Below are 24,347 nucleotides of genomic sequence, written 5' to 3'. Positions count from 1 at the left end.
GCAGCGCCGGTCGGTCTGAATCTCTGAACGACAAAGAGCCCGCATTAAGCGGGCTCTTTTCATTGATGCGCAAGGTTTCGCCCCGCCGGGTGCCACGGCTCTTTCGAACGCCGCGCACAGCGGTTCAGCGTGGGATCAGAGACCCCAGACGATATCCGCGTTTTCCTTCTGCGCCGCGCGCAGCATGTCGAGGAACGGATACGCGCGCTGCGCGAGTCCCGGCGGAATTTCGTGATGCTCGTGGCCGTCTTCGCCTTCGTGAAAATGGCCGTCGTGCTCGGCACGTTCCTGCTTGTCGAAGGTAATGGCGGCCTCGAGCTTCTCGATGGCCAGCCCCGCTTCGTCGTGAGTGATCACGCCGCGCTCACCCAGCCGCTTGCCGACGATGCCGACCAGATACTGCGCGAGATTTTCCAGCATCATCACGTCCGGACAGGCGCGGCATTTGAAAGTAATCAGCATGACTGTTCCCTTTTTCGTTATGTTGGATTGGCGCGCAAGCCACCCAAAGGCGGCTGCCAGCGCGCGTTACGTTGGCTCGCCGATCAGGCGCAGCGGCCACGGCCCTTGTTGGGCATCTCATTGAACATATTAGCACCTGCTAAAATCCGTCTGGACGGAAAAGCGTGCCGCAATGCACCGCGCGGCGAAGTGCGTGTAACGTGGCCAGACCGGTTGGGCACAACCCGCGAACCGCCGCGGCCCGCCCAGCGGTCAACGCCACGGCAGGCCGCCTGCACCGCATTTGAAGCGTTGCAGACAACGTGCCTGATACCGGGCGCATTGCGCCCGCCGCGCTTCGGCAAGTGCATGCCGCTTTGCACGCTTCTGACGAACCGGTTGCGCCTCGCGCGGCCGGCGCCTCTCCCGCATCACCGGATTGCCTCACTGGACTCGCAACAAGCATGCTGCCTGCACATAAACTTACCCTCGAAACACTGCTCGCCGACACGGTGAAGCAGGTCGCGACCGCCTCGCAAGGCGCGAGCGAAGCCGCGTTCGTGTCGCCCACCATCACGCTTGAGCGTCCCAAAGTCGCCGCGCACGGCGACGTCGCGTGCAACGTGGCGATGCAACTCGCCAAGCCGCTGCGCGCCAATCCGCGTCAGCTGGCGCAACAGATTGTCGACGCGCTGCTCGCGCAACCGCAGGCCAAAGGTCTCGTCGAAGCCGCCGAAGTAGCCGGCCCCGGCTTTATCAACCTGCGCCTCGCGTCCGCCGCCAAGCAGGCTGTGATCGCCGCCGTGTTCGTCGAGAAAGAAGCCTTCGGCCGTTCCCAGCGCGACGCCGGCAAGCATGTGCTGATCGAATTCGTCTCGGCCAACCCCACCGGCCCGCTGCACGTCGGCCACGGCCGTCAGGCCGCGCTCGGTGACGCGCTCTCGAACGTGCTGGCCTCACAAGGCTATGATGTGCACCGCGAGTTCTACTACAACGACGCCGGCGTGCAGATCCAGACACTCGCGCTGTCGACCCAGGCACGCGCGCGCGGCCTCGCTCCCGGCGACGCAGGCTGGCCGGCTTCGGCATACAACGGCGAGTACATCGCCGAGATCGCGCGAGACTATCTGAACGGCGTCACCGTGGCCGCGAGCGACGGCGAGCCGGTCACCGGCGCGCGCGACGTCGAAGACCTCGAAGCGATCCGCCGCTTCGCCGTGGCGTACCTGCGGCGCGAGCAGGACATGGACTTGCAGGCGTTCGGCGTGAAGTTCGACCAGTACTATCTGGAATCGTCGCTGTACAAGGAAGGCCGGGTCGAGAAGACCGTCGAGGCCTTGATCGCCGCCGGTAAGACCTACGAACAGGAAGGCGCGCTGTGGTTGCGCACCACCGACGACGGCGACGACAAAGACCGCGTGATGCGCAAGAGCGACGGCACCTACACGTATTTCGTGCCGGACGTCGCCTATCACGTCGCCAAGTGGGAACGCGGCTTCACCAAGGTCATCAACATTCAGGGTTCGGACCACCACGGCACGATCGCGCGGGTGCGCGCCGGCCTGCAAGGTCTCGGCGTCGGCATTCCGAAGGGCTACCCCGACTACATCCTGCACAAGATGGTCACGGTCATGCGCAACGGCGAAGAGGTGAAGATCTCCAAGCGTGCCGGCAGTTACGTGACGGTGCGCGACCTGATCGAATGGTCGGGCGGCGCCACGCCGGGCTCGGAAGCCGCCGTCGATCTGATCGACGAGGAAACGATTCGACGCGGCCGCGACGCCGTGCGCTTTTTCCTGATCTCGCGCAAGGCGGATACGGAATTCGTGTTCGACATCGACCTCGCGCTGAAGCAGAACGACGAGAATCCGGTGCATTACGTGCAATACGCGCACGCGCGGATCTGCTCGGTCATCGCCGAATGCAAGGCGCGCTACAGCACGGACGAAAGCACGCTGGCGGACGTGGACGTCTCGCCGCTCACCAGCGAACGCGCGATGGCCCTGCTGAACAAGCTCGCCGAATTCCCGGACATGCTGCAACACGCCGCCGACGAACTCGCGCCGCACGCGGTCGCGTTCTATCTGCGCGACCTCGCCGGGGAATTCCACTCGTTCTACAATGACCGTGCCGAGCGCGTGCTGGTCGACGATGCGGCCGAGCGCAATGCACGCGTGGCGCTGCTCGCGGCCACGCGTCAAGTGCTGGCTAACGGTCTCGCGACGATCGGCGTCTCCGCTCCCGCCAAGATGTAAGTCCTCCGGCGCAACATGCATGCGGCCGTCGTTATAATCGACGGCCGTTCCAGGATTCTTTTTGCAGGTGATTCATACGATGGCAAAACCACGCCGCACAACAAAGCAATCGAAACAAACCGGGGGCACTTTTCTCGGAATCGTGCTGGGCCTGATCGTCGGCCTTGCGATCGCGGTAGTGGTTGCGCTGTATATCACCCGTGCGCCTACGCCTTTCGTCTCGAAGGTGGCGCCGCCCGCGGCGTCCGATTCCTCCAGCGCGAACCAGCCGCAATACGACCCGAACCGTCCGCTGCAAGGCAAGACGCCGGGTCAGCCTGTGCCGCAAGCCGCGCAACCTGCGCCGCCGAACACGGCGCCGGGCCAGACCAACTCGCAGACGCAGTCGGGCATGCTGGAAGAACCGCAGATCGTCGAGGTGCCGCCTTCTAACGCCAACAACGGCAATGCGAACGGCACGGCGGTTGCACCGAAGCCCGCGCAGGATAACGCCAACGGCACGGCCACCACGCCGGCGAAGAAGCCGCAAGCCTCCAGCGCACCGGCCGCCACCGCGGCAGGTTCGGCGCCGAAGAGCACTTCGTCCACCACGGCCGCGAACGCCAAGCCCGGTTCGGGCGCGGCGCCCGCGCCGGGCGATGCGAACACCGGCTACTTCCTGCAAGTGGGCGCGTACAAGACCTCGGCGGACGCCGAACAGCAGCGCGCGCGCCTCGCCTTCCAGGGCTTCGAATCGAAAGTCACGCAGCGCGACGCCGGCGGCGTCACGTATTACCGCGTGCGTATCGGGCCGTTCTCGAAGTTCGAAGACATGAATTCGAGCCGTCAGCGTCTGTCGGACGCGGGCGTGGATACCGCAGTGATCCGCTTCACGAAGCAATAAGCCACAATAAATACACGGTGATTTGCCGGAACGCGCCGCCGCCGAACTATCGGCGTGCGGCGCGTGTCACAAGCACGACGGACGGTTCAAACCGTTCAACGCCGAATCTTGAAGACGGTGACGGGCATTTGCGTGGCGCCGCCGTTCTACGCCTACTTGGGTCAACAACATGAAGAAACTGCTGAGCATTCTGTTCCTCTCGCTGGGCCTCGTTGCCGCCTCGGCACAGGCATCGCCCACCGCGCCGGTGTCGGGCAAGGATTTCACCGTGCTGCCCAGCGCGCAGCCCACCGACGTGCCGGCCGGCAAGATCGAAGTCACCGAATTCTTCTGGTACGGCTGCCCGCACTGCAATGAATTCAACCCGTACCTCGAGGCGTGGGTGAAGAAGCAAGGTCCGGACGTGGTGTTCAAGCGCGTGCCGGTCGCCTTCCGCGACGACTTCATTCCGCATTCCAAGATGTACCACGCGCTCGACGCGCTTGGCCTCGCCACGCAGCTCACGCCGAAGGTCTTCAACGAAATCCACGTCAACAAGGACTATCTGCTGACGCCGGAAGATCAGGCGAAATTCCTCTCGAAGAACGGCGTCGATCCGAAGAAGTACATGGACGCGTACAACTCGTTCTCGACGCAAAGCGCGCTGCAGAAGGACAAGAAGCTGCTGGACGACTACAAGATCGACGGCGTGCCGACGCTGGCCGTGCAGGGCAAGTATGAAACCGGCCCGGCCGCGACCAACAGCCTGCCGGGCACGATCCAGGTGCTCGACTACCTGGTCGCCCAGGTCCGCGCCAAGAAGATGTAACGCTAAGGCGCCGGAATGAGTTCCCCCCTGAAGGTTTTCATTACCGGCGCTTCGAGTGGCATAGGCCTCGCGCTCGCCGCCGAATATGCGCGGCGCGGCGCGATTCTCGGCCTGGTTGCCCGCCGCGGCGACGCCCTCGCCGCCTTCCAGAAGTCCCATCCGCAAAACACAGTCTCCATCTATTCCGTCGACGTGCGCGACGCGGAAGCGCTCGCCGATGCGGCCGCGCAGTTCATTGCGCGGCACGGCCTGCCGGACGTGGTGATCGCCAACGCCGGCATCAGCCGCGGCGCGGTCACCGGTCATGGCGATCTGCGCGCCTTCCGTGAAGTGATGGATATCAATTACTTCGGCATGGTCGCGACTTTCGAGCCGTTCGCCGCCGCGATGATCGCCGGCAAACGCGGCACGCTGGTGGGTATCGCCAGTGTCGCGAGTGTGCGCGGCTTGCCGGGTTCCGGCGCGTACAGCGCGTCGAAATCGGCGGCGCTCAAATATCTGGAAGCGTTGCGCGTCGAAATGCGGCCGCATGATGTCGGCGTGGTGACGATTGCGCCCGGCTATATCCGCACGCCCATGACCGAGCACAACCCGTACACCATGCCGTTCCTGATGGACGCCGACCGTTTCGCGCTCAAGGTGGCGCAGGCGATCGAGCGTCGAACGGCGTTCGCGGTGTTTCCCTGGCAGATGCGCGTGGTGGCCATGCTGCTGCACGTGCTGCCGCGCTGGCTCTACGACCGCGCTTTCGAGCGCGCGCCGCGCAAGCCACGCGCCACCGCCGAAGCCGAGTAAGCCATGCAACCCCGTGCGGTCGATGCAGCCGGCGTCGCGCACGATCCAGCGGGCGCCGCGGCGCGCATCGTTTCGCTGGTGCCGAGCATCACTGAACTGCTCTTTGCGCTCGGTCTCGACAAGCGGATTGTCGGCCGCACCGGCTTTTGCGTGCATCCACACGACAAGGTGCAGCAGGTACGCAAGGTCGGCGGCACCAAGGCCGTGAACCTCGACGCCATTCGTGCGTTGCGCCCCACCCATCTGGTCGTCAATATCGACGAAAACGAACGCGATACGGTCGAGCAGTTGCGGGCGTTTGTACCGCATATCGTCGTGACGCATCCTCAAACGCCGCGGGACAATCTGGCGCTCTATACGCTGCTGGGCGCGATCTTCGACCGTGCGCAAGAAGCGCAGCGCCTCAGCGAAGCGCTCGAAGCCCGCCTTCGCGAAGCGGCAGCGCACGCGTTCGCTGCGCAAAACGTGCTGTATCTGATCTGGCGCGAGCCGTGGATGACCGTCGCGCGCGACACCTATATCTCGACGATGCTGCGGCTCGTCAACTGGCACACACTGCCGGACGTGCAAGGCGGTGCGGCAGGCGCCGCGCGTTACCCGACGCTCGACCTCGACACCGCGCCGTGGCTCGCCCAGGTCGACCGTATCCTGCTCTCCAGCGAGCCGTATCGCTTTACGCAGGTCCATTGCGACGCGCTGAAACGCGACGCGCGCCTGGCCGGCAAGCGCATTGAGTTAATTGATGGGGAAATGGTGTCGTGGTACGGCGTGCGCGCGATCGAAGGCATCGCTTACCTGCTGCAGCGCGCTGCGGCGGCCTGAGCGCGTGCAAGGACGGCGCGCCTTAAACCTGGGCCGCCCCCGCCATATGAATATGCGGATTATGTTGTTGTCGCCGCAACCACCCTTCGATAAGCTTTCGCGAAGGCCCGCGTGCGCGTCGGCGGCAACAGCCAACTCATGCGCCAGCGCCGGAAACGTATCACAATAAAGACGACGGCTACGCCGCGAGGCCGCCCGTCCTTCGTCAACGGAACATAACCACACAACCAGACGCACTGCCTGACTGCGCTTGTTATGGGAGATCCTATGCGCTTCAAACTGCTCGCAGCCGCCGTACTGTTCACGGCGCCCGCGCTCGTGCTCGCCAAACCGCTGACCGTCTGCACCGAGTCGAGCCCCGACGGCTTCGATGTCGTGCAGTTCAATTCGCTCGTCACGACCAACGCGTCGGCCGACGTGATCTTCAACTCGCTGGTCTCGTACGACGAGGCCGCGAAGAAAGTGGTGCCGGCGCTGGCCGACAGGTGGGACGTGAGCCCCGACGGCCTCACCTACACGTTCCATCTGCGCCCGAACGTGCAATTCCAGACCACTGATTACTTCAAGCCCACGCGCGCGCTGAATGCAGACGACGTCGTCTTCACGTTCGACCGCATGCTCAACGATAGCAATCCGTGGCACAAGGTGGCGGGCGCGAGCGGCTTCCCGCATGCGCAGTCGATGGGTCTGCCGAAGCTCATCAAGTCGATCAGCAAGGTCGACGACAACACCGTCAAGTTCGAACTGAACGCGCCCGACGCGACCTTCGTCTCGATCCTGACCATGGGTTTCGCCTCGATCTATTCGGCTGAATACGCCGATCAGTTGCTCAAGGCCGGCAAGCAGGTCGATCTGAATTCGAAGCCGATCGGCACGGGTCCGTTCGAGCTGAAGAGCTACACGAAAGACGCAGTGATTCGCTACGACGTGAATCCGTCGTACTGGGGCCCGAAGCCGAAGATCGACCGCCTGATCTACGCGATCACGCCGGACGCCACGGTGCGGGCGCAGAAAGTGAAGGCGGGCGAATGCCAGATCGCTTTGTCGCCGAAGCCGCAGGACCTCGCTGATGCCAGGACGGACAAGTCGCTTGCCATCGTGCAGACGCCCGCGTTCATGACGGCGTTCGTCGCGTTGAACACGCAGAAGAAGCCGCTCGACAACCAGAAGGTGCGCGCCGCGCTGAACATGGCGTTCGATCGCACCACGTATCTGAAGACCGTATTCGACAACACGGCAACGCCGGCCGTGAACCCCTATCCGCCGAACACGTGGAGCTACGACAAGGCCGTGAAGGCGTGGCCGTACGACCCGGCGAAGGCAAAGAAGCTGCTCGCCGACGCGGGTTACCCGAACGGTTTTGAAACGACGATCTGGGTGCGGCCGAACGGCAGCGTGCTGAATCCGAATCCGAAGGCCGGCGCCGAACTGCTGCAGGCCGACTTCGCTAAGATCGGCGTGAAGGCCGATGTGAAGGTGATCGAATGGGGCGAGTTGATCAAGCAGGCCAAGCAAGGCCAGCATGATTCGCTCTTCATGGGCTGGGCCGGCGACAACGGCGATCCGGACAACTACCTGTCGCCGCTATTCAGTTGCAATGCGGTGAAGTCGGGGATCAACTTCGCGCGGTTCTGCGACCAGGATCTGGACAAGCTGATTGCCGACGGCAAAGCAACGCCGGATCAGGCCAAGCGCACGAAGGCGTATGAACAGGCGCAGCAGATCATTCACGATCAGGCGCTGTGGATTCCGCTTGGGTATCCGACTGCTGCGGCGATCGCGCGCACGAACGTGAGTGGGTATCACGTGAGTCCGTTTGGGCGGCAGAACTTCGGGGCGGTGTCGGTGCAGTAATCGCGTTCGCGTTTGAACGTGCCGCATGCGAAAGAAAGCCCGGTTGCGAAAGCACCGGGCTTTTTGCTTTACCGGCATCCGAGGCTCGATTACTAATTCGCGCAATACGATATGCATTGCGGGTATCTCGATGAAAAAGACTTCTGCAATACGCATCAATTGCAGGAAACGTTAAAAGTTTGTCATTTTTTTAGCAGCACATCAACGAACGACGTTAGGATTCAAATTTAATTTGGATACCTATTTTATGTCTTATTGGAATATAAATTCCGCTGTCGACTATCTTCAATGGCATGCGGAATCTTCAAGCCACCAACGTTGCGCAAGATACGTGCGAGAGGCAATCCAGCGCGGCGGAATTTCACTCATGGTGATGTACTCCGCGAGGAACTATGGCTCTTCATTGATCTGCACAGGCTTTTATGAGGTAAGCGACGCAAATCCGCAGAAAGGGGATGTCGTCGTGATCCAGGCCATCGCGAACCATCCGGACGGTCATATGGCCATGTACGACGGACGAATCTGGATTTCCGATTTCAGACAACAATACGGCTTTTATCCCGGCCCAGCATACCGAAGCGCACGTCCACCTTATCAAATCTACCGTCACGACTGAGCGGCATCATGCGAAAAATCTTCATGCTTATTGCGGTGCTCTTCGTCATTTCCGGCAGTTTCTTTCAGCCGCTGGCGCTCGCGCAGATGCGCCAGGCCACGACGCCCGAGGCCAGTACCAAGGCTTTCTATACATGGTTTATCAAGCGGGATTCAGAAGACCGCGGCTATGCTCTCATGGACAAGGAAGTCTATCGCTACGTATCGAGATCGACCGTCGATTTCCTGAGGGCCGAATATAAGCAAAACAAGTTTGCCGAAAGGGCCGAGTACTTCACAAAGGTACAGGATTACGACGAGCAGGATTGGCTCGCGCACATTGCAACACATCCCGCGATCATGCTTGACGATGTCGCGCTTGTTCCCGTTACGTTCGGATCCGCGGAGAAGAAAACCATTCTTGCGTTTCTGCGCAAACAGAGTGGTGTCTGGAAGATCACCAAGATCGACGATACGCAAGATGACAAATAGTACGTTTCAGTGCTGCATTGACCACTGAAAAGCCCCCGCCTGCGGGCTTTCCTCTCCCATCAACACACCACCTCGATCACGCCGGCGAAAACCGAATTACCCCATCCGCATCCTGCTTACGCTTCAACTCACCGGCAAGCCACAGCAGATGCAAGTGCGCTAGCGCTTCACCCATCGCAAACGTCATCTGATGGATATCGAGTTGCCGCTTGAACATCAGCGGCATGATATCCGCGGCGCTCTGCGGCTTCTCCGCGCACGCCTCGCGCACTTCGGCTAGACGCGCGTCGTGATGCTCGCGCAATTGGCGGATGCGCGTGCGCACGCCGCGAAACGGCTTGCCATGCGACGGCAGCACGAGCGTGTCTTCCGGCATCGTCTCGTAACGGCCGAGCGACTCCAGATATAACGCGAGCGGCGTGCCTTCCGGCTCCATATCGAACACCGACACGTTAGTCGAGATGCGCGGCAGCACCATGTCGCCGGAAATCAGCACGCCGGTATCTTCGCAGAACAACGCGCAGTGTTCGGGCGAATGGCCGAAGCCGGTCACCACGCGCCAGGTCTTGCCACCAATCATCACGCCGTCCGCTTCCCGCAAACGGCGATATTGCCCCGGAATCGCCGGCACGAGGCTCGCGTAGTAGCTCTTGCGATTGCGCAGTTTCTCAAGCGACTCTTCGTCGGTCACGCCGTGTCGCGCGAAGTGTCGTGCCGCGCCCTCGCCGCCCGCATTCGAGCCGTCGCCGGCAGCCATGACGCGGGCCTGCATGTATTCGCCGAGCGTCATCCATAGCCGTACGTCCCAGCGTTTTTTGTCGCCGCCGGCGCAAATCCAGTGCGCGAGGCCGATGTGATCGGGATGGCAATGCGTGACGATCACACGCAGCACCGGCAGGCCGTCGAGCACCGAGTCGAACACTTTCTCCCAGTTCTCCTTGATCGTGTCCGAGGTGATACCGCAGTCGACCACTGTCCAGCCCTGCTGGCCGTCGATCTCGTCGCGCAACAGCCAGAGATTGATGTGATCCAGCGCGAAAGGTAGCGGCATGCGTAGCCAGAACACACCTGGCGCGACTTCCATCGCATGGCCCGCGTCCGGCAAGGTGTCGTTGAACGGGTAGTCGAGTTGATGTTCGAGTGCATTCATTGTGGGTGTCTTCCTCCGTCGGCCGTCCGGCATGGCAAGGTGTGCGATGCCGGTCGGCGTGGTTGCCGTGTGCGAATGACGTACCGCCGCCGTACTGCGCCTGGTTGCGTTCAACTCAAGTTGACGATAACGTAAACGTCGATTCTATCGTTCAATCCGATTTTCTGCCCGGCCACGGAATGCTCCGATGAACACGCAATACACGATCACCGAGCTCGCGCGGGAATTCGACGTCACGCCCCGCGCGATCCGCTTCTACGAAGACCAGGGTTTACTCTCACCGAGCCGCGAGGGATCGAGTGGCTTGCGGCGCGTCTATTCGGGCCGCGACCGAACACGTCTGAAGCTCACCTTGCGCGGCAAACGGCTCGGCTTCACGCTTTCGGAGATTCGCGATCTGCTGGACGTGTACGAGTCGCCGACCGACACGGTGCCGCAGTTGCACGCGTTCCTCGCCACGGTGGCGCGTCATCGCGAAGTGCTCGAGCGTCAACTGGAAGACCTGAATGCGACGCTCGAAGACCTCGCGCAATACGAAACCCAGGCGCGCGCACTGCTGGACGGCGGCACGCGCGAAGCCAAGCCGGCCTGAACAATCGCGGCGCGATGCGTCGCAGGTGCACCCGGACGATACAATCACGGGTGTCTTCACGACATGAGGCGAATGCGCGGTCGACATGAATCACTTCCCCAAACTGCTGTCGTCGCAGATCGGTTTTGACCTCGCGCAGACCATGCTCGAAGGATTCGACCGCCATTACCGGATCTTTCGCGACGCCGCGATCCACGCCAAGACGCTCTTCGAAAAAGGCGACTGGCACGGTTTGCAGAAGCTCGCGCGCGATCGCATTACTTCATACGACGAGCGTGTCGATGAATGCGTCGAACTGCTCGAAGACGAATACGACGCGGAAAAAATCGACAGCGAAGTGTGGCAGCAGATCAAGCTGCATTACATCGGCCTGTTGACCACGCACCGTCAGCCGGAGTGCGCGGAAACGTTTTTTAATTCGGTATGCTGCAAGATCCTGCACCGCTCGTACTTCAACAACGATTTCATTTTCGTGCGACCGGCCATCTCGACCGAATACATCGAGAACGACGAGCCGGCGGCCAAGCCGACTTACCGTGCGTACTATCCGGGCAAAGATGGGCTCGCGGCGACGCTTGAACGCATCGTCACGAACTTCCAGCTGGAGCCGTCGTTCGAAGATTTGACGCGCGACGTCGGCTGCGTGATGCAAGCGATCCACGACGCGTTCGGTGCATTCGACGAAGCGCCCAATTTCCAGATTCACGTGCTCTCGTCGCTGTTCTACCGGAACAAATCGGCGTATATCGTCGGACGGATCATCAACGGCGATTTGCTGCTGCCGTTCGCGGTGCCCTTGCGTCATGTGAAGCCGGGCGTGCTCGCGCTCGACACCGTGCTGCTCAAGCGCGAACAGTTGCTGATCATTTTCAGCTTTTCGCATTCATACTTTCTGGTGGACATGGAAGTGCCGTCCGCCTACGTCGAATTTCTCGGCACCATCATGCCGGGAAAGCCGAAGGCGGAAATCTATACGTCGGTTGGCTTACAGAAGCAGGGCAAGAATCTGTTCTATCGCGACCTGCTGCATCACCTCTCGCATTCGAGCGATCAGTTCATCATCGCGCCCGGCATCAAGGGGCTCGTGATGCTGGTGTTCACGCTGCCGTCGTTTCCGTACGTGTTCAAGCTGATCAAGGACAACTTCCCGCCGCCGAAGGAAACCACGCGCGCGCAGATCCAAAGCAAGTATCAGCTCGTCAAACGACACGACCGCCTCGGCCGCATGGCCGACACGCTCGAATATTCGAGCGTGGCGTTGCCCCGCTCACGTCTGGACGAAGCGCTGGTGCGCGAGCTCGAGAAGGAAGTGCCGTCGCTGCTCGAATACGACGGCGACAACCTGGTGATTCGCCATATGTATATCGAACGCCGCATGGTGCCGCTCAATCTGTTCCTGCAGAACGGCAACGACGAAGACGTCGAGCACGGTATCAAGGAATACGGCAATGCGGTGAAGGAACTGATGCAGGCGAACATCTTTCCAGGCGACATGCTTTATAAAAACTTCGGCGTGACGCGTCACGGCCGTGTGGTGTTCTACGACTACGACGAAATCGAATATCTGACCGACTGCAACGTGCGCGCGGTGCCGGCGCCGCGTAACGAGGAGGACGAAATGTCGGGCGAGCCGTGGTACTCGGTCGGCCCGCACGACATCTTCCCGGAAACGTACGGCACATTCCTGCTCGGCGACCCACGCGTGCGCCGTTCCTTCATGCAGCATCACGCGGACTTCTTCGATCCTGCGCTATGGCAACGGCACAAGGATCATCTATTGAAAGGCGAACTGCCCGACTTTTTCCCGTACGACGACAGCGTGCGCTTCTGCAACCGCTATCCGGCACGCTTTACCGATGCCGCCGGCGTTGCATCGCCCGCGCCAGATGCGCCAGCCGACGCGCGCAGCGTGCGGGCGGCGTGAAGCTCACGCGCCGCTCGCATCTTCAGATGCCTCGTCCGAACCTTATGCAACGAAATCGACCGGTCAATCGGTCGAGCAACCGCCAAGACGCACCATGAACACGAACGATTCAACTCCTGACAATCCGCTCTCGCATCTTTTCGACAACAACGAAGCGTGGGTCGCCCGCAAGTTGTCCGAAGACCCAGAGTATTTCTCGCGCCTCGCGCATCAGCAGACGCCCGAGTATTTATGGATCGGCTGCTCCGATTCGCGCGTGCCGGCGAACCAGATCATCGGCTTGCCGCCTGGCGAAGTGTTCGTGCATAGAAACATCGCCAACGTGGTCGTGCATACCGACCTGAACTGTCTCTCGGTGATCCAGTTCGCCGTCGATCTGCTAAAGGTCAAACACATCATGGTGGTCGGCCACTACGGCTGCTCGGGCGTCGGCGCGGCGCTGCACGGCCGTCGCGTGGGTCTCGCGGACAACTGGCTGCATCACGTGCAGGACGTGCGCACCAAACATGCGGCGCTGATCGAGGAATGGCCGATCGGTGAGGTGCGCCATCGGCGGCTGGTCGAACTGAATGCGATCGAACAGGTGATGAACGTATGCCGCACCACCATCGTCAACGATGCGTGGGCGCGCGGCCAGGAATTGACGGTGCACGGCTGGGCGTACGGCGTGCATGACGGCAAGGTGCGCAACCTCGGCATGATGGTCAGCGAGCCGGGCGCACTCGATGCCACCTATCAGAAGTGCGTCGCGGCCGTGTCAGCTAGTGGCCCGCACAAGGCAGAGAACGACGTGGTCGCCGCCGATGCGGCTCAGCTCGGCGATGTGCCGGCTATCGTCGAAGGCGTAATCAAGGAGCTTAAACATGAGTGAGACAAAGATTGATCCGATCGTCATCGTGGGTGTGGCCCGCACGCCCATGGCGGCATTTCAAGGCGACTTCGCCGCGCTGACGGCGCCGCAGTTGGGCTCGGTAGCGATAGAAGCCGCCGTGAAACGCGCGGGACTGAAGCCCGAGCAGATCGACGAAGTGGTGATGGGCTGCGTGCTGCCCGCCGGCCTCGGTCAGGCGCCCGCGCGTCAGGCCGCGCTCGGCGCCGGCTTGCCGCTCGCCACGGGAAGCACGACGGTGAACAAGATGTGCGGCTCCGGCATGCGCGCCGCGATGTTCGCGCACGACATGCTCGCGGCGGGCTCCGTCGATGTGATTGTCGCGGGCGGCATGGAAAGCATGACGAATGCGCCGTACCTGCTGCCCAAGGCGCGCGGCGGCATGCGCATGGGCCACGGTCAGGTGATCGACCACATGTTCTACGACGGCCTCGAAGACGCCTACGAAAAAGGCCGTCTGATGGGCACCTTCGCTGAAGAGTGCGCGGGCTCGTTCGACTTCACGCGCGAGGCGCAGGACGCGTTCGCCGTCGAGTCGCTCAATCGTGCGAAACGCGCCAACGAAGACGGTTCGTTTGCCTGGGAAATCGCGCCGGTAAAGGTGGAAAGCCGCAAGGGCGACGTCACCGTCAATCGAGACGAACAGCCGTTCAAGGCAAACATCGAAAAAATTCCGACGCTCAAACCGGCGTTCAGCAAAACCGGCACGGTGACGGCGGCGAATTCGTCGTCGATTTCCGACGGCGCAGCCGCGCTCGTCATGATGCGCGAATCGACCGCGAAGCGTCTCGGCGTCGAGCCGATTGCCCGCGTGGTCGGCCACTCGACGTTCGCGCAGGAGCCGGCGAAGTTCACCACCGCGCCGGTCGGCGCGATTCGCAAGCTGTTCGAGAAGAACGGCTGGCGCGCCGACGAGGTCGATCTGTATGAGGTCAACGAAGCCTTTGCCGTCGTGACGATGGCGGCCATGAAGGAACATCATCTGCCGCACGAGAAAGTCAACGTGAACGGCGGCGCCTGTGCGCTCGGCCATCCGATCGGCGCGTCGGGCGCGCGGATTCTCGTCACGCTGATCGGCGCGCTGAAGAAGCGCGGCGGCAAGCGCGGCGTCGCGACGCTGTGTATCGGCGGTGGAGAAGCGACGGCGATGGGTATCGAACTGGTTTAACCCGCGTTTTTTGAGCGCGCTGTTTTGACGGCTTGCCGAGGTATTCCATGAAGACAGTGTTGATCGTCGGTGCGTCGCGCGGCATCGGTCGGGAGTTTGCACGGCAGTACAAAAAGAGCGGCTGGCGCGTGCTCGCGACCGCGCGCGACGGCGCCGCGCTCGACGCGTTGAACGAACTCGGCGCCGAAACTTTTTCACTCGATGTGAGCGCGCCGGAAGAAATCGCCGCGCTCGGCTGGAAGCTCGACGGTGAGCGACTCGACGCGGCGATCCTGGTGTCGGGCGTGTACGGCCCGCGCACGGAAGGCATCGAGACGATCACCGCTGAAGACTTCGACCACGTCATGCACACCAACGTGCGCGGACCGATGCAACTCATGCCGATCCTGCTGCCGCTCGTCGAAGAGGCCGGCGGCGTGTTCGCGGTGATCTCGAGCAAGATGGGCAGCATCGGCGACGCAAGCGGCACGACCGGGTGGCTGTATCGCGCGAGCAAGGCCGCATTGAACGACGCACTGAAACTCGCGTCGCTGGAGGCGAAGCGCGCCGTGTGCGTTTCGTTGCATCCGGGCTGGGTGCGCACCGACATGGGCGGTGCGCAGGCGGCGATCGATCCGGCGCGCAGCGTCACCGGCATGCGCGAAGTGCTGGCGCAAGCCGCGGCGGCGCATGAAGAGTTCAACGGCCGCTTCTATCAATACGACGGCACGCTGCTCGACTGGTGAGCAGCTGTGCCGCACGGGAGACACATACATGGTGCTTGATCAGGATCACTTGATGGTCCGCGACGCGCTGCGCACCTTCGTGCGCGAAGCGATCACGCCGCACGCCGCGGCGTGGGACCGTGAGCGTACTTTTCCGAAGGATGTGCACCGACAGCTCGCCGAACTCGGCGCGTACGGCGTGCTGGTGCCCGAAGCGTACGGCGGCGCCGGCATGGACGCGCTGGCGCTCGCGCTGATTCTCGAAGAAATCGCTGCCGGCGACGGCGGCACCTCGACGGCTATCTCCGTCAACAACTGCCCGGTCTGCAGCATTCTGCTGACCTTTGGCAACGACGCGCAGAAACGCGACTGGCTGACGCCGCTTGCGCGCGGCGAGATGCTCGGCGCGTTTTGCCTGACCGAACCGCAGGCCGGCTCCGACGCATCCGCGTTGCGCACCACCGCCACACGTGACGGCGACGCGTACGTGCTGAACGGGGTCAAACAATTCATCACGAGCGGCAAAAACGGCAACCTCGCGATCGTGATGGCCGTGACCGATAAAGCGGCGGGCAAGCGCGGCATCAGCGCGTTTATTGTGCCGACCGACACGAAGGGTTACGTTGTCGCGCGCGTGGAAGACAAGCTTGGCCAGCACTCGTCGGATACGGCGCAGATCATTTTCGAGGACTGCCGCGTGCCGGCCGCGAATCTGATCGGCGCGCAAGGCGAAGGCTACCGGATCGCGTTGTCGGGGCTCGAAGGCGGCCGCATCGGTATCGCGGCGCAAAGCGTCGGCATGGCGCGCGCCGCGTTCGAAGCGGCTTTGAGTTATGCGAAGGAGCGCGAAAGTTTCGGCGCCCCGCTGTTTTCGCACCAGGCCGTGCAATTCCGCCTCGCCGACATGGCGACGCAACTCGAAGCCGCGCGACAATTGATCTGGCACGCCGCATCGTTGAAAGACGCCGGCCAACCGTGCCTGACCGAAGCCGCGATGGCCAAGCTATTCGCGTCCGAAGCCGCCGAGCGCATCTGTTCGGCCGCTTTGCAGATTCATGGCGGGTACGGCTACCTGAGCGACTTCCCGGTCGAGCGCATTTACCGCGACGTACGCGTGTGCCAGATCTACGAAGGCACCAGCGACATCCAGAAGATTTTGATTGCACGCGGTCTCGGCTGAAAGTCAGATGAATAAGCAAATGTTGTTAGTGCAACGACCATCCGACTGTCCGTGCGGCGGCGCCGCGCCCGACCAGCGCAGCGGCGCCAAAGCGCCGCGCTTCGCGCAGTGCTGCGGCCGCTATATCGACGGCGGCGAAACGGCGCCACGGGCGCTCGAACTGATGCGCTCGCGCTATAGCGCGTATGTTGTAGGCTCGACGGATTACCTGCGTGCCACTTGGGCGCCGCAGACCTGCCCCGCCGATCTCGACGCGGACCCGGCAGCGGCCGATGCGCCGCGTTGGCTCGGACTGCAAATCAAGGCGTTTGCAGAAGCCGACGCCGATCACGCGACGGTCGAATTCGTCGCACGTTACAAGGTGGGCGGCCGCGCGCATCGGCTGCATGAGCTGAGCCGTTTCGTTCGCGGCGATGATGGCCGCTGGCGCTACGTCGACGGCGACATCAGCGAATAAAGTCCTTTCTGCCCCTTACAAGATGCCGCAGTGTCCTTACGCCGCGCTCACATATGGCCCTGATACCAGGGCCATTTTTTTTGTTGGCGAGATGCCACATGACCCGCGCCACGCCTGATTGCTTCGGTGCGCCAAACACCGGTGAGGCCTGTATCGACCGGGCTCAGCGACCAGACAGCACGCGGCAATTTTTGCGGCGCGGGTTCTCCTTGATTGCACAAAACAAAATTGTCGTGCCAGGATGAGGCCGTAGCTTCATGACGTCACGTTGCGAGGGCCGGTCCATACCCGCTCCGCAAAATGCGCAGGGAGCCCTGCCGGGCACCAGACAGTGTGGTTCCGGCGGCGGTTTCGGCAGCAGCCGTGGCGCTCATCATCGGCGCGTGGGGTCGCGTCGGCCGTTTGGGTTCATCCCGTGCGATCTCGAATAGCGTGCGTGCGCCTCTGGCGCACTCCGTACGCGAGCGTGTTTTTGTTTGTCGAAAACCTGCCCGAAAGGCAAATGTCAGCAATGACTTTCGACAGACAGACGCCACGGTGTTCAGGGCAGGTTTTTGAGGCAGGTGCGTGAATGGTGTTCAGCAAGGTTCTGACAAAGTGTGCGGTGATCTGTGCGGCGGCTACATGCGCTGTCGCACTCGCGCACGCCGACCCGCTCGCGGACACCCAGCCGGGACCGTTGACCCGCGCCCACGTGCCGCGCATCGCGCTCGACGACGACGTCTATCTGCCCACCGCCGGTCTTAACGAACAGATCATCCGCGTACCGGTCGATGCAGCCGGCACGGTCACTCTCGAAACGACGATCTACAAACCGGACGGCGCCGGCCCGTTTCCGATGATCGTTTTCAACCACGGCAAGATTCCCGGCGATCCGCACACGCAGGAGCGCAGCGACCCGCTGCCGTTCGCGCGCGAATTCGTGCGCCGCGGCTACGTGGTGGTGGCGCCGAACCGCCAGGGTTTCGGTCACTCGGACGGCGTGTATCAGCAGGATGGTTGCGACGTCGAGAAAAACGGCATCGGCCAGGCCGGCGACGTCGCCGCGACGGTCGACTTCATGTCGAAGCAACCTTACGTGGACGCGACGCATATCGTCGTGGCCGGCACCTCACACGGCGGTCTTGCGACGATGGCGTACGGCACGCAAGCAGCGCCGGGCGTGCGGGCGCTGATCAATTTCTCGGGCGGCTTGCGGCAGGACGCGTGCGGCGACTGGCAGGGCAACCTGACGCATGCGTTTGGCGCGTATGGCGAGAAGACCAAGGTGCCGTCGCTGTGGATGTACGGCGATAACGATTCGGTCTGGAACGCGCGGTTGGTGGCAGGCATGTACGCCGCTTATGGCGCGCACGGCGCGAGCGCGAAGATGGTGGATTTCGGCAACTACAAGAATGACGCGCATCGGCTGGTCGGTGATCGTGATGGCGTGCATGTGTGGTGGCCGACTGTCGAGGCTTTTCTAGCGCAGGTGGGCATGCCGACTGGCGTGCAGTATCGTGTGTCGGATCCGTCTACGCCTAAAGCCAGTGGGTTTGCTGCTGTCGATGCTGTTGACGCCGTGCCGTTTGTCGATGAAGCCGGGCGTAATGGGTATCGGAATTTCTTGCATCAGTTTCCTAGTCGGGCGTTTGCTGTTTCTGACTCGGGGGCTTGGTCCTGGGCTGAGGGCGGTGATGATCCGATGTCGGTCGCAGTCGCGAATTGTCAGAAGCAGTCTTCTGCGCCTTGCAGGTTGTATGCGGTGAATAGCTCCGTTGTTTGGGGGGATCAGTCTTCGCAGACGGCTGATGGTGGAGCTCCCACTGGGGGCGCCGATGCTCGGCGGGCTATTGCTAGTCGGGAGTAGAAGTCCGGTTTTGTTTATGCCTGCCCCGGCGGGTGTTGCTTCTCGGTGTTCTTTGAGGCGTTGGCCTTTCCTTGATCTCTTTGTGGTCTATTAGCGTTGCCCCTGTGCGGGGCGGCACCTACTTTCTTTGCCGCGGCAAAGAAAGTAGGCAAAGAAAGCCGCTTCACACCGCCAGCTCATAAGCGGGTCTCCTGGCTTGGAGGGGGCAGTGGTGCATCTGGAATCCGTCATCTCGCACATTCAGCCTCAGTGACAAGGCCGTCATTCTTCCGGCGGCGCTGCGCGCGCCGTCGCGGTAATTCTTCAAACCATCGGTTCGCTCTTGTGCTCAGTACTTACTGAGCCGCCAGTCCCTGTCCGTACCAACTTCTCCAACCCTCGTCGTTTCGGCGTTCATGCCGAAACGACGTCGTCGCCCCACCGCGCACGAAAACCCAATCGACCTAAGCAGCCCTTTCCGGCGAGCGCGCAGCGCGAGGCGGGAGGTATGACTGCTGTGTCACAAGCGTCGAATGTGCGAGGGCACAGATTCCAGATGCGCCACTACCACGGCTTTGCGGGGGACCCGCTTATGGGCTTGCGGTGTGAAGCGGCTTTCTTTGCCTACTTTCTTTGCCGCGGCAAAGAAAGTAGGTGCCGCCCCGCACAGGGGCAACGCCAATAGACCACCGTGAATGCAAGGAAAGGCCAACGCCGCAGAGAACACAGACAGAAAAATCCGAGCCGGCGCAGGCCCAAAACCCCAAATCCCCGCCAGTAAGTTACCACTACTTTGCCGTCGCCAACTCCGCCGATCAGCGACCTTCACCCACAAACAGAAACCACCTCCACCGAACATCGCCAAACCCCAGCGCCGCAGGCAAAAAACGCGCATCGAACCCCTAGTGCACAGCACGAAATAAACCGCTAATCTCGACCCCGCAAGCCCGCCAAGAGCCGCGCGCAGCGCAAAAAAATCCGCGCACCTGACTAAAAACGGCCCTAAAAAAGCCACATCTCGCAGCGGCAAAAAAGCACCCCTGGAGTACCCTTTGGAAAACCCAGCACCACCATCAGCAGCCCCCGAAGACTGGATCGCCCGCAGCCTCCGCGCCGTCTGGCACCCCTGCACGCAGATGAAGCACCACGAACGCCTGCCGCTCGTGCCCGTCGCGCGCGGCCAGGGCGCGTGGCTCTACGACCGCGCCGGCCGTCGTTATCTGGATGCCATCAGCTCCTGGTGGGTCAACCTGTTCGGCCACGCCAACCCGCGCATCAACGCGGCACTGAAAGACCAGCTCGACACGCTCGAACACGCCATGCTCGCCGGCTGCACGCACGAACCGGCCATCGAACTCGCCGAGCGGCTCAGCGCGCTGACAAGCAACACGCTGGGCCACGCGTTCTTCGCATCAGATGGCGCATCCGCCGTCGAAATCGCCCTGAAGATGAGCTTCCACTCGTGGCGCAATCGCGGTTTCGCGGACAAGCAGGAATTCGTCTGCATAGCCAATAGCTACCACGGCGAAACCATCGGTGCGCTCGGCGTCACCGATGTCGCGCTCTTCAAGGACGCCTACGATCCGCTGATCCGCCACGCGCACGTCGTTGCATCGCCCGACGCCCGCCTCGCGCAACCAGGTGAAAGCGCCGCCGACGTCGCGCGCCGCGCGCTCGATAACGTTCGCTCGCTGTTCGAAACACGCGCCACGAAAATCGCCGCGCTAATCGTCGAACCGCTCGTGCAGTGCGCGGCCGGCATGGCCATGCACGACGCGTCGTATATCGCCGGATTGCGCGCCTTGTGCGACCAATACGGTGTGCATTTGATCGCCGATGAAATCGCCGTCGGCTGCGGACGCACCGGCACCTTCTTCGCCTGCGAACAGGCCGGCATCTGGCCGGACTTTTTATGTCTGTCGAAAGGCATCAGCGGCGGCTATCTGCCGCTTTCCATCGTGCTGTCGCGTGACGAAATCTTCGCGGCCTTCTATCACGACGACACCGCGCGCGGCTTCCTGCATTCGCACTCGTACACCGGCAATCCGCTCGCGTGTCGCGCGGCGCTCGCCACGCTCGATCTGTTCGCGAGCGACAACGTGCTCGCCGCCAACGCGCAAAAATCCGCGAAACTGAAGGCCGCGCTCATGCCGCTCGCCGAGCACAAGCAAGTCCGCAATCTGCGCCAGTGCGGCACGCTCTTCGCCTTCGATGCCGTGATCGACGACGCCCAGCAAGCCAAAACATTCTCGCGCCGCTTCTTCGAAAACGCGCTGCAGCGTGAACTGCTGCTGCGCCCGATTTCGACCACGGTGTATCTGATGCCCCCATATATCCTCGACGACGAAGAACTCGCGCTGCTCGCCTCGCGCACGCGCGAAACCTTCGAAGCCACGCTCGCGGAGACCCGCTAATGCACCTGCTCGACAGGCTCACCGAAGGCCTCAAGGAAATCGACGCGCGCGGCCTGCGCCGTCGTCGCCGCACCGCCGAAACGCCATGCGCCGCGCACATGACAGTGGACGGCCGCGAAATCATCGGCTTCGCCAGTAACGACTATCTCGGCCTCGCCGCGCATCCGCAACTCATCGCGGCGATCGCTGAAGGCGCGCAGCGTTATGGCGCGGGCAGCGGTGGCTCGCATCTGCTCGGCGGCCACTCGCGCGCGCACGCGCAGCTCGAAGACGATCTCGCAGAATTCGCGGGCGGCTTCGTCGACAATGCTCGCGCGCTCTACTTCAGCACCGGCTATATGGCGAATCTCGCCACGCTCACCGCGCTCGCGGGCCGCGGCACGACGCTCTTCTCCGATGCGCTCAATCACGCGTCGCTGATCGACGGCGCGCGCCTGTCCCGCGCCGACGTGCAGATCTACCCGCACTGCGATACAGAAGCGCTGAGCGCGATGCTCGAGGCCTCGGACGCCGACGTCAAAGTGATCGTCTCCGATACCGTCTTCAGCATGGACGGCGATATCGCACCGCTGCCGCGTCTGCTCGAACTCGCGGAGCAACACGGCGCATGGCTGATCGTCGACGACGCGCACGGTTTCGGCGTGCTCGGCCCGCAAGGCCGCGGCGCGATCGCGCAAGCCGCGCTCCGTTCGCCGAACCTCATTTCAATCGGCACGCTCGGCAAAGCGGCCGGCGTCTCCGGCGCGTTCGTCGCCGCGCATGAAACCGTGATCGAATGGCTCGTGCAGCGCGCGCGCCCGTACATCTTCACCACGGCGTCGGTGCCGGCCGCGGCGCACGCGGTGTCGGCGAGCTTGCGCATCATCGGTGGCGAAGAAGGCGACGCGCGCCGCGCGCATCTTCAACAACTGATCGAACGCACGCGCGCCATGCTGAAGGCGACGCCCTGGCTGCCGGTCGACTCGCACACTGCCGTGCAGCCGCTCATCATCGGCGCGAACGACGCCACGCTCGACATCGCGGCCACGCTCGATCGCGCGGGTCTGTGGGTGCCGGCGATCCGTCCGCCGACCGTGCCCGCCGGTACGTCGCGTTTGCGTATTTCGCTGTCGGCCGCGCACTCGCAAGCGGACCTCGACCGTCTCGAAGCCGGCTTGCAGCAACTCGGAGCGAAAGCGGCATGAGTAGCACAGTTCAACACGCACTGTCCTTATTCGTCACCGGCACCGATACGGAAATCGGCAAGACGTTCGTCTCGTCGGCACTGTTGCGCGGCTTCGTGCGCGAAGGCCTGCAAGCTGCCGCGATGAAGCCGATCGCCGCCGGCGCGTTCGAGCTGAACGGTGTGCTGCATAACGAAGACGCGGATCAACTCGACGCCGCGTCGAACGTGTTGCTGCCGCCCGCGACGCGCACGCCGTATCTGCTGAAGGAACCGGCCGCGCCGCATATCGCGGCCGCACTGGAAAACGTTACGTTCGATCTCGACCATATCGTCGATTGTCACGCGCAGGCTTTGAAGCGTGCGGAGATCGTGGTCGTGGAAGGCGTCGGCGGCTTTCGTGTGCCGTTGACGGCCACTCAGGACACCGCCGATCTCGCCGTCGCGTTGAAGCTGCCGGTCGTGCTGGTGGTCGGCATGCGGCTCGGCTGCATCAGCCATGCGCTGCTCACCGCCGAAGCAATCGCCGCGCGCGGGCTCGCGCTCGCCGGCTGGGTCGCGAATCGCATCGATCCGGACATGACCTTCCCCGACGAAAACATCGCATCGATCCGCGAGCATCTGGCACGTGAATACGACGCGCCGTTGCTTGGTGTCGTGCCGAATCTGAATCCAGCTTCGCCCGAGCTTGCGGCAGACCAGCTCGACATCAAACGGCTTTTGCAGACGCTGCGGCACACGCAAACGCATTCGCAGCGCTAAAAACTCACATATCCATCCATGAGGATTGACGACATGACACAACTGAACATCGCTCCCACGCCCGCCGACACAGCCGCGGCAAACATTGCCAACGCCGCAGCCGGCGCGAAACAGGTCGCGCGCTGGCGCGTCGCCGACATCGTCGCGTTGTACGAACTGCCGTTCAACGACCTGATGTTCAAGGCGCAGCAAACCCATCGCGAGCATTTCGATGCGAACACCGTGCAACTGTCCACGCTGCTGTCCATCAAGACCGGCGGCTGCGAGGAAGATTGCGCGTACTGTCCGCAGTCGGTGCATCACGATACGGGCCTGCAGGCCGACAAGCTGATGCCGGTCGACGAAGTGCTCGCCGCCGCCAAGGTCGCCAAGGAAAACGGCGCGACGCGCTTCTGCATGGGCGCGGCATGGCGCAATCCGAAAGACCGCCACCTCGAACCGATCAAGGACATGATCCGCGGCGTGAAGGCAATGGGTCTGGAAACCTGCGTCACGCTCGGCATGCTCGAAACGCATCAGGCGCAAGGGCTGCGTGAAGCGGGCCTCGACTACTACAACCACAACCTCGACACGTCGCCGGAATTCTACGGACAGATCATTTCGACGCGCACGTATCAGGACCGCCTCGACACGCTCGAACGCGTGCGCGATGCGGGCATCAACGTGTGCTGCGGCGGGATTGTGGGTCTGGGTGAATCGCGTCGTGAGCGTGCCGGTCTGATCGCGCAACTGGCGAACATGGAGCAGTATCCGGAATCGGTGCCCATCAACAATCTGGTGCAGGTGGAAGGCACGCCGCTGACCGGCACCGAAGCGATCGACCCGTTCGAATTCGTGCGTACGATCGCAATTGCGCGCATCACCATGCCGCGCGCGATGGTGCGTCTGTCGGCCGGCCGCGAGCAGATGGACGAAGCGTTGCAAGCGCTGTGCTTCCTCGCCGGCGCGAACTCGATTTTCTACGGCGATCAATTGCTGACCACCAGCAACCCGCAAGCAGAGGCGGACCGCAAGCTGCTTGAACGTCTCGGCATTCGCGCCGAGGCCGCGCAGCAAATGCCGCTCGATCAAAGCGGCTGCGAACATGGCTGTGATAAGCACGCTGCGGCGAACTGAGCGCCAGTGCCGCGTGAGATAAAGCACGCGCGATAAAAAAGGCTGCCTCGTTGTTTG

Annotated in this window: 21 protein-coding genes; 19 read left to right on the top strand and 2 right to left on the bottom strand. The window is 62.5% G+C overall.

Annotated elements, in window-relative coordinates:
- Window positions 1-135: 135 nt before the first annotated feature.
- Window positions 136-462, bottom strand: coding sequence for a DUF1840 domain-containing protein (locus tag B0G81_RS26860; protein ID WP_106282286.1), 327 nt, complete (start codon window positions 460-462; stop codon window positions 136-138).
- Window positions 463-905: 443 nt separating this feature from the next.
- Between B0G81_RS26860 and argS the strand changes: the two genes are divergently transcribed.
- The 7 genes from argS to B0G81_RS26820 all read left to right on the top strand — a co-directional run bounded on the left by argS (window position 906) and on the right by B0G81_RS26820 (window position 8,944).
- On the top strand, window positions 906-2,696 hold the full coding sequence (gene argS, locus B0G81_RS26855; RefSeq protein ID WP_134139332.1) for an arginine--tRNA ligase: 1,791 nt from the start codon (window positions 906-908) through the stop codon (window positions 2,694-2,696).
- 61 nt (window positions 2,697-2,757) lie between these two features.
- Window positions 2,758-3,579, top strand: a complete 822-nt coding sequence (locus B0G81_RS26850) for an SPOR domain-containing protein (RefSeq protein WP_134139328.1) — start codon at window positions 2,758-2,760, stop codon at window positions 3,577-3,579.
- 169 nt (window positions 3,580-3,748) lie between these two features.
- Window positions 3,749-4,387, top strand: coding sequence for a thiol:disulfide interchange protein DsbA/DsbL (locus tag B0G81_RS26845; RefSeq protein WP_134139323.1), 639 nt, complete (start codon window positions 3,749-3,751; stop codon window positions 4,385-4,387).
- A gap of 15 nt (window positions 4,388-4,402) precedes the next feature.
- A complete protein-coding gene (locus B0G81_RS26840) occupies window positions 4,403-5,182 on the top strand; it encodes an SDR family oxidoreductase (RefSeq protein WP_134139320.1) in 780 nt (259 codons plus the stop codon).
- Window positions 5,183-5,185: 3 nt separating this feature from the next.
- Complete coding sequence (locus B0G81_RS26835) at window positions 5,186-6,004, top strand: cobalamin-binding protein (protein WP_134139317.1); 819 nt, start codon at window positions 5,186-5,188, stop codon at window positions 6,002-6,004.
- 267 nt (window positions 6,005-6,271) lie between these two features.
- Window positions 6,272-7,858 carry an ABC transporter substrate-binding protein gene (locus tag B0G81_RS26830; RefSeq protein WP_134139315.1) on the top strand — a complete coding sequence of 529 codons (1,587 nt, stop codon included), beginning with the start codon at window positions 6,272-6,274 and terminating at the stop codon, window positions 7,856-7,858.
- A gap of 624 nt (window positions 7,859-8,482) precedes the next feature.
- Entirely contained in the window at window positions 8,483-8,944 is a 462-nt protein-coding gene (locus B0G81_RS26820) for a DUF3828 domain-containing protein (RefSeq protein ID WP_134139311.1), read from the top strand.
- Between the two features lie 76 nt (window positions 8,945-9,020).
- Here B0G81_RS26820 and B0G81_RS26815 read toward each other — a convergent pair whose 3' ends face one another.
- On the bottom strand, window positions 9,021-10,094 hold the full coding sequence (locus B0G81_RS26815) for an MBL fold metallo-hydrolase (RefSeq protein ID WP_134139309.1): 1,074 nt from the start codon (window positions 10,092-10,094) through the stop codon (window positions 9,021-9,023).
- A gap of 187 nt (window positions 10,095-10,281) precedes the next feature.
- Between B0G81_RS26815 and B0G81_RS26810 the strand changes: the two genes are divergently transcribed.
- From B0G81_RS26810 to bioB, 12 genes are all read left to right on the top strand, one after another.
- Window positions 10,282-10,686, top strand: a complete 405-nt coding sequence (locus tag B0G81_RS26810; RefSeq protein ID WP_116118753.1) for a MerR family DNA-binding transcriptional regulator — start codon at window positions 10,282-10,284, stop codon at window positions 10,684-10,686.
- Between the two features lie 85 nt (window positions 10,687-10,771).
- Window positions 10,772-12,610 (top strand): bifunctional isocitrate dehydrogenase kinase/phosphatase, encoded by a 1,839-nt coding sequence (aceK, locus tag B0G81_RS26805; protein WP_134139306.1) that lies wholly within the window; start codon window positions 10,772-10,774, stop codon window positions 12,608-12,610.
- A gap of 94 nt (window positions 12,611-12,704) precedes the next feature.
- The gene (gene can / locus B0G81_RS26800; protein WP_116119715.1) at window positions 12,705-13,481 is read left to right on the top strand and encodes a carbonate dehydratase; all 777 of its coding nucleotides are present in this window, start codon (window positions 12,705-12,707) and stop codon (window positions 13,479-13,481) included.
- Window positions 13,474-14,667 carry an acetyl-CoA C-acetyltransferase gene (locus B0G81_RS26795; protein WP_134139304.1) on the top strand — a complete coding sequence of 398 codons (1,194 nt, stop codon included), beginning with the start codon at window positions 13,474-13,476 and terminating at the stop codon, window positions 14,665-14,667. Before can ends, B0G81_RS26795 begins: the two co-directional genes overlap by 8 nt.
- Window positions 14,668-14,714: 47 nt before the next feature.
- The gene (locus B0G81_RS26790; RefSeq protein ID WP_134139302.1) at window positions 14,715-15,392 is read left to right on the top strand and encodes an SDR family oxidoreductase; all 678 of its coding nucleotides are present in this window, start codon (window positions 14,715-14,717) and stop codon (window positions 15,390-15,392) included.
- Window positions 15,393-15,420: 28 nt separating this feature from the next.
- Window positions 15,421-16,551: an acyl-CoA dehydrogenase family protein gene (locus B0G81_RS26785; protein ID WP_134139300.1), complete on the top strand. Its 1,131-nt coding sequence runs from the start codon at window positions 15,421-15,423 to the stop codon at window positions 16,549-16,551.
- 7 nt (window positions 16,552-16,558) lie between these two features.
- Window positions 16,559-17,008, top strand: a complete 450-nt coding sequence (locus B0G81_RS26780; RefSeq protein WP_134139298.1) for a YchJ family protein — start codon at window positions 16,559-16,561, stop codon at window positions 17,006-17,008.
- 571 nt (window positions 17,009-17,579) lie between these two features.
- Window positions 17,580-18,857, top strand: a complete 1,278-nt coding sequence (locus B0G81_RS26770) for a CocE/NonD family hydrolase (protein WP_134139296.1) — start codon at window positions 17,580-17,582, stop codon at window positions 18,855-18,857.
- 1,031 nt (window positions 18,858-19,888) lie between these two features.
- Window positions 19,889-21,250 carry an adenosylmethionine--8-amino-7-oxononanoate transaminase gene (bioA, locus tag B0G81_RS26755; RefSeq protein WP_134139294.1) on the top strand — a complete coding sequence of 454 codons (1,362 nt, stop codon included), beginning with the start codon at window positions 19,889-19,891 and terminating at the stop codon, window positions 21,248-21,250.
- Window positions 21,250-22,434 (top strand): 8-amino-7-oxononanoate synthase, encoded by a 1,185-nt coding sequence (gene bioF, locus B0G81_RS26750; RefSeq protein ID WP_134139290.1) that lies wholly within the window; start codon window positions 21,250-21,252, stop codon window positions 22,432-22,434. Before bioA ends, bioF begins: the two co-directional genes overlap by 1 nt.
- The gene (gene bioD, locus B0G81_RS26745; protein ID WP_134139285.1) at window positions 22,431-23,174 is read left to right on the top strand and encodes a dethiobiotin synthase; all 744 of its coding nucleotides are present in this window, start codon (window positions 22,431-22,433) and stop codon (window positions 23,172-23,174) included. The genes bioF and bioD overlap by 4 nt, the downstream gene beginning before the upstream one ends.
- Before the next feature lie 33 nt (window positions 23,175-23,207).
- Window positions 23,208-24,290 carry a biotin synthase BioB gene (bioB, locus tag B0G81_RS26740; RefSeq protein WP_134139281.1) on the top strand — a complete coding sequence of 361 codons (1,083 nt, stop codon included), beginning with the start codon at window positions 23,208-23,210 and terminating at the stop codon, window positions 24,288-24,290.
- The last annotated feature ends 57 nt before the right edge of the window (window positions 24,291-24,347 follow it).

The organism is Paraburkholderia sp. BL6665CI2N2 (assembly GCF_004366535.1).
GTDB lineage: Bacteria > Pseudomonadota > Gammaproteobacteria > Burkholderiales > Burkholderiaceae > Paraburkholderia.
Note: the sequence above shows the minus strand (reverse complement) of the source record. Positions and strands in the feature narration are given on the sequence as shown.

What these genes read in the sequence shown, in the direction of transcription:
- B0G81_RS26815 (WP_134139309.1), bottom strand. Translation starts at nt 10,094, where the DNA reads ATGAATGCACTCGAACATCAACTCGACTACCCGTTCAACGACACCTTG.
- B0G81_RS26830 (WP_134139315.1), top strand. Translation starts at nt 6,272, where the DNA reads ATGCGCTTCAAACTGCTCGCAGCCGCCGTACTGTTCACGGCGCCCGCG.
- B0G81_RS26770 (WP_134139296.1), top strand. Translation starts at nt 17,580, where the DNA reads ATGGTGTTCAGCAAGGTTCTGACAAAGTGTGCGGTGATCTGTGCGGCG.
- B0G81_RS26785 (WP_134139300.1), top strand. Translation starts at nt 15,421, where the DNA reads ATGGTGCTTGATCAGGATCACTTGATGGTCCGCGACGCGCTGCGCACC.
- bioB (WP_134139281.1), top strand. Translation starts at nt 23,208, where the DNA reads ATGACACAACTGAACATCGCTCCCACGCCCGCCGACACAGCCGCGGCA.
- B0G81_RS26795 (WP_134139304.1), top strand. Translation starts at nt 13,474, where the DNA reads ATGAGTGAGACAAAGATTGATCCGATCGTCATCGTGGGTGTGGCCCGC.
- argS (WP_134139332.1), top strand. Translation starts at nt 906, where the DNA reads ATGCTGCCTGCACATAAACTTACCCTCGAAACACTGCTCGCCGACACG.
- B0G81_RS26860 (WP_106282286.1), bottom strand. Translation starts at nt 462, where the DNA reads ATGCTGATTACTTTCAAATGCCGCGCCTGTCCGGACGTGATGATGCTG.
- B0G81_RS26780 (WP_134139298.1), top strand. Translation starts at nt 16,559, where the DNA reads ATGAATAAGCAAATGTTGTTAGTGCAACGACCATCCGACTGTCCGTGC.
- B0G81_RS26790 (WP_134139302.1), top strand. Translation starts at nt 14,715, where the DNA reads ATGAAGACAGTGTTGATCGTCGGTGCGTCGCGCGGCATCGGTCGGGAG.
- B0G81_RS26845 (WP_134139323.1), top strand. Translation starts at nt 3,749, where the DNA reads ATGAAGAAACTGCTGAGCATTCTGTTCCTCTCGCTGGGCCTCGTTGCC.
- bioD (WP_134139285.1), top strand. Translation starts at nt 22,431, where the DNA reads ATGAGTAGCACAGTTCAACACGCACTGTCCTTATTCGTCACCGGCACC.
- bioF (WP_134139290.1), top strand. Translation starts at nt 21,250, where the DNA reads ATGCACCTGCTCGACAGGCTCACCGAAGGCCTCAAGGAAATCGACGCG.
- B0G81_RS26820 (WP_134139311.1), top strand. Translation starts at nt 8,483, where the DNA reads ATGCGAAAAATCTTCATGCTTATTGCGGTGCTCTTCGTCATTTCCGGC.
- B0G81_RS26835 (WP_134139317.1), top strand. Translation starts at nt 5,186, where the DNA reads ATGCAACCCCGTGCGGTCGATGCAGCCGGCGTCGCGCACGATCCAGCG.
- B0G81_RS26840 (WP_134139320.1), top strand. Translation starts at nt 4,403, where the DNA reads ATGAGTTCCCCCCTGAAGGTTTTCATTACCGGCGCTTCGAGTGGCATA.
- aceK (WP_134139306.1), top strand. Translation starts at nt 10,772, where the DNA reads ATGAATCACTTCCCCAAACTGCTGTCGTCGCAGATCGGTTTTGACCTC.
- B0G81_RS26810 (WP_116118753.1), top strand. Translation starts at nt 10,282, where the DNA reads ATGAACACGCAATACACGATCACCGAGCTCGCGCGGGAATTCGACGTC.
- can (WP_116119715.1), top strand. Translation starts at nt 12,705, where the DNA reads ATGAACACGAACGATTCAACTCCTGACAATCCGCTCTCGCATCTTTTC.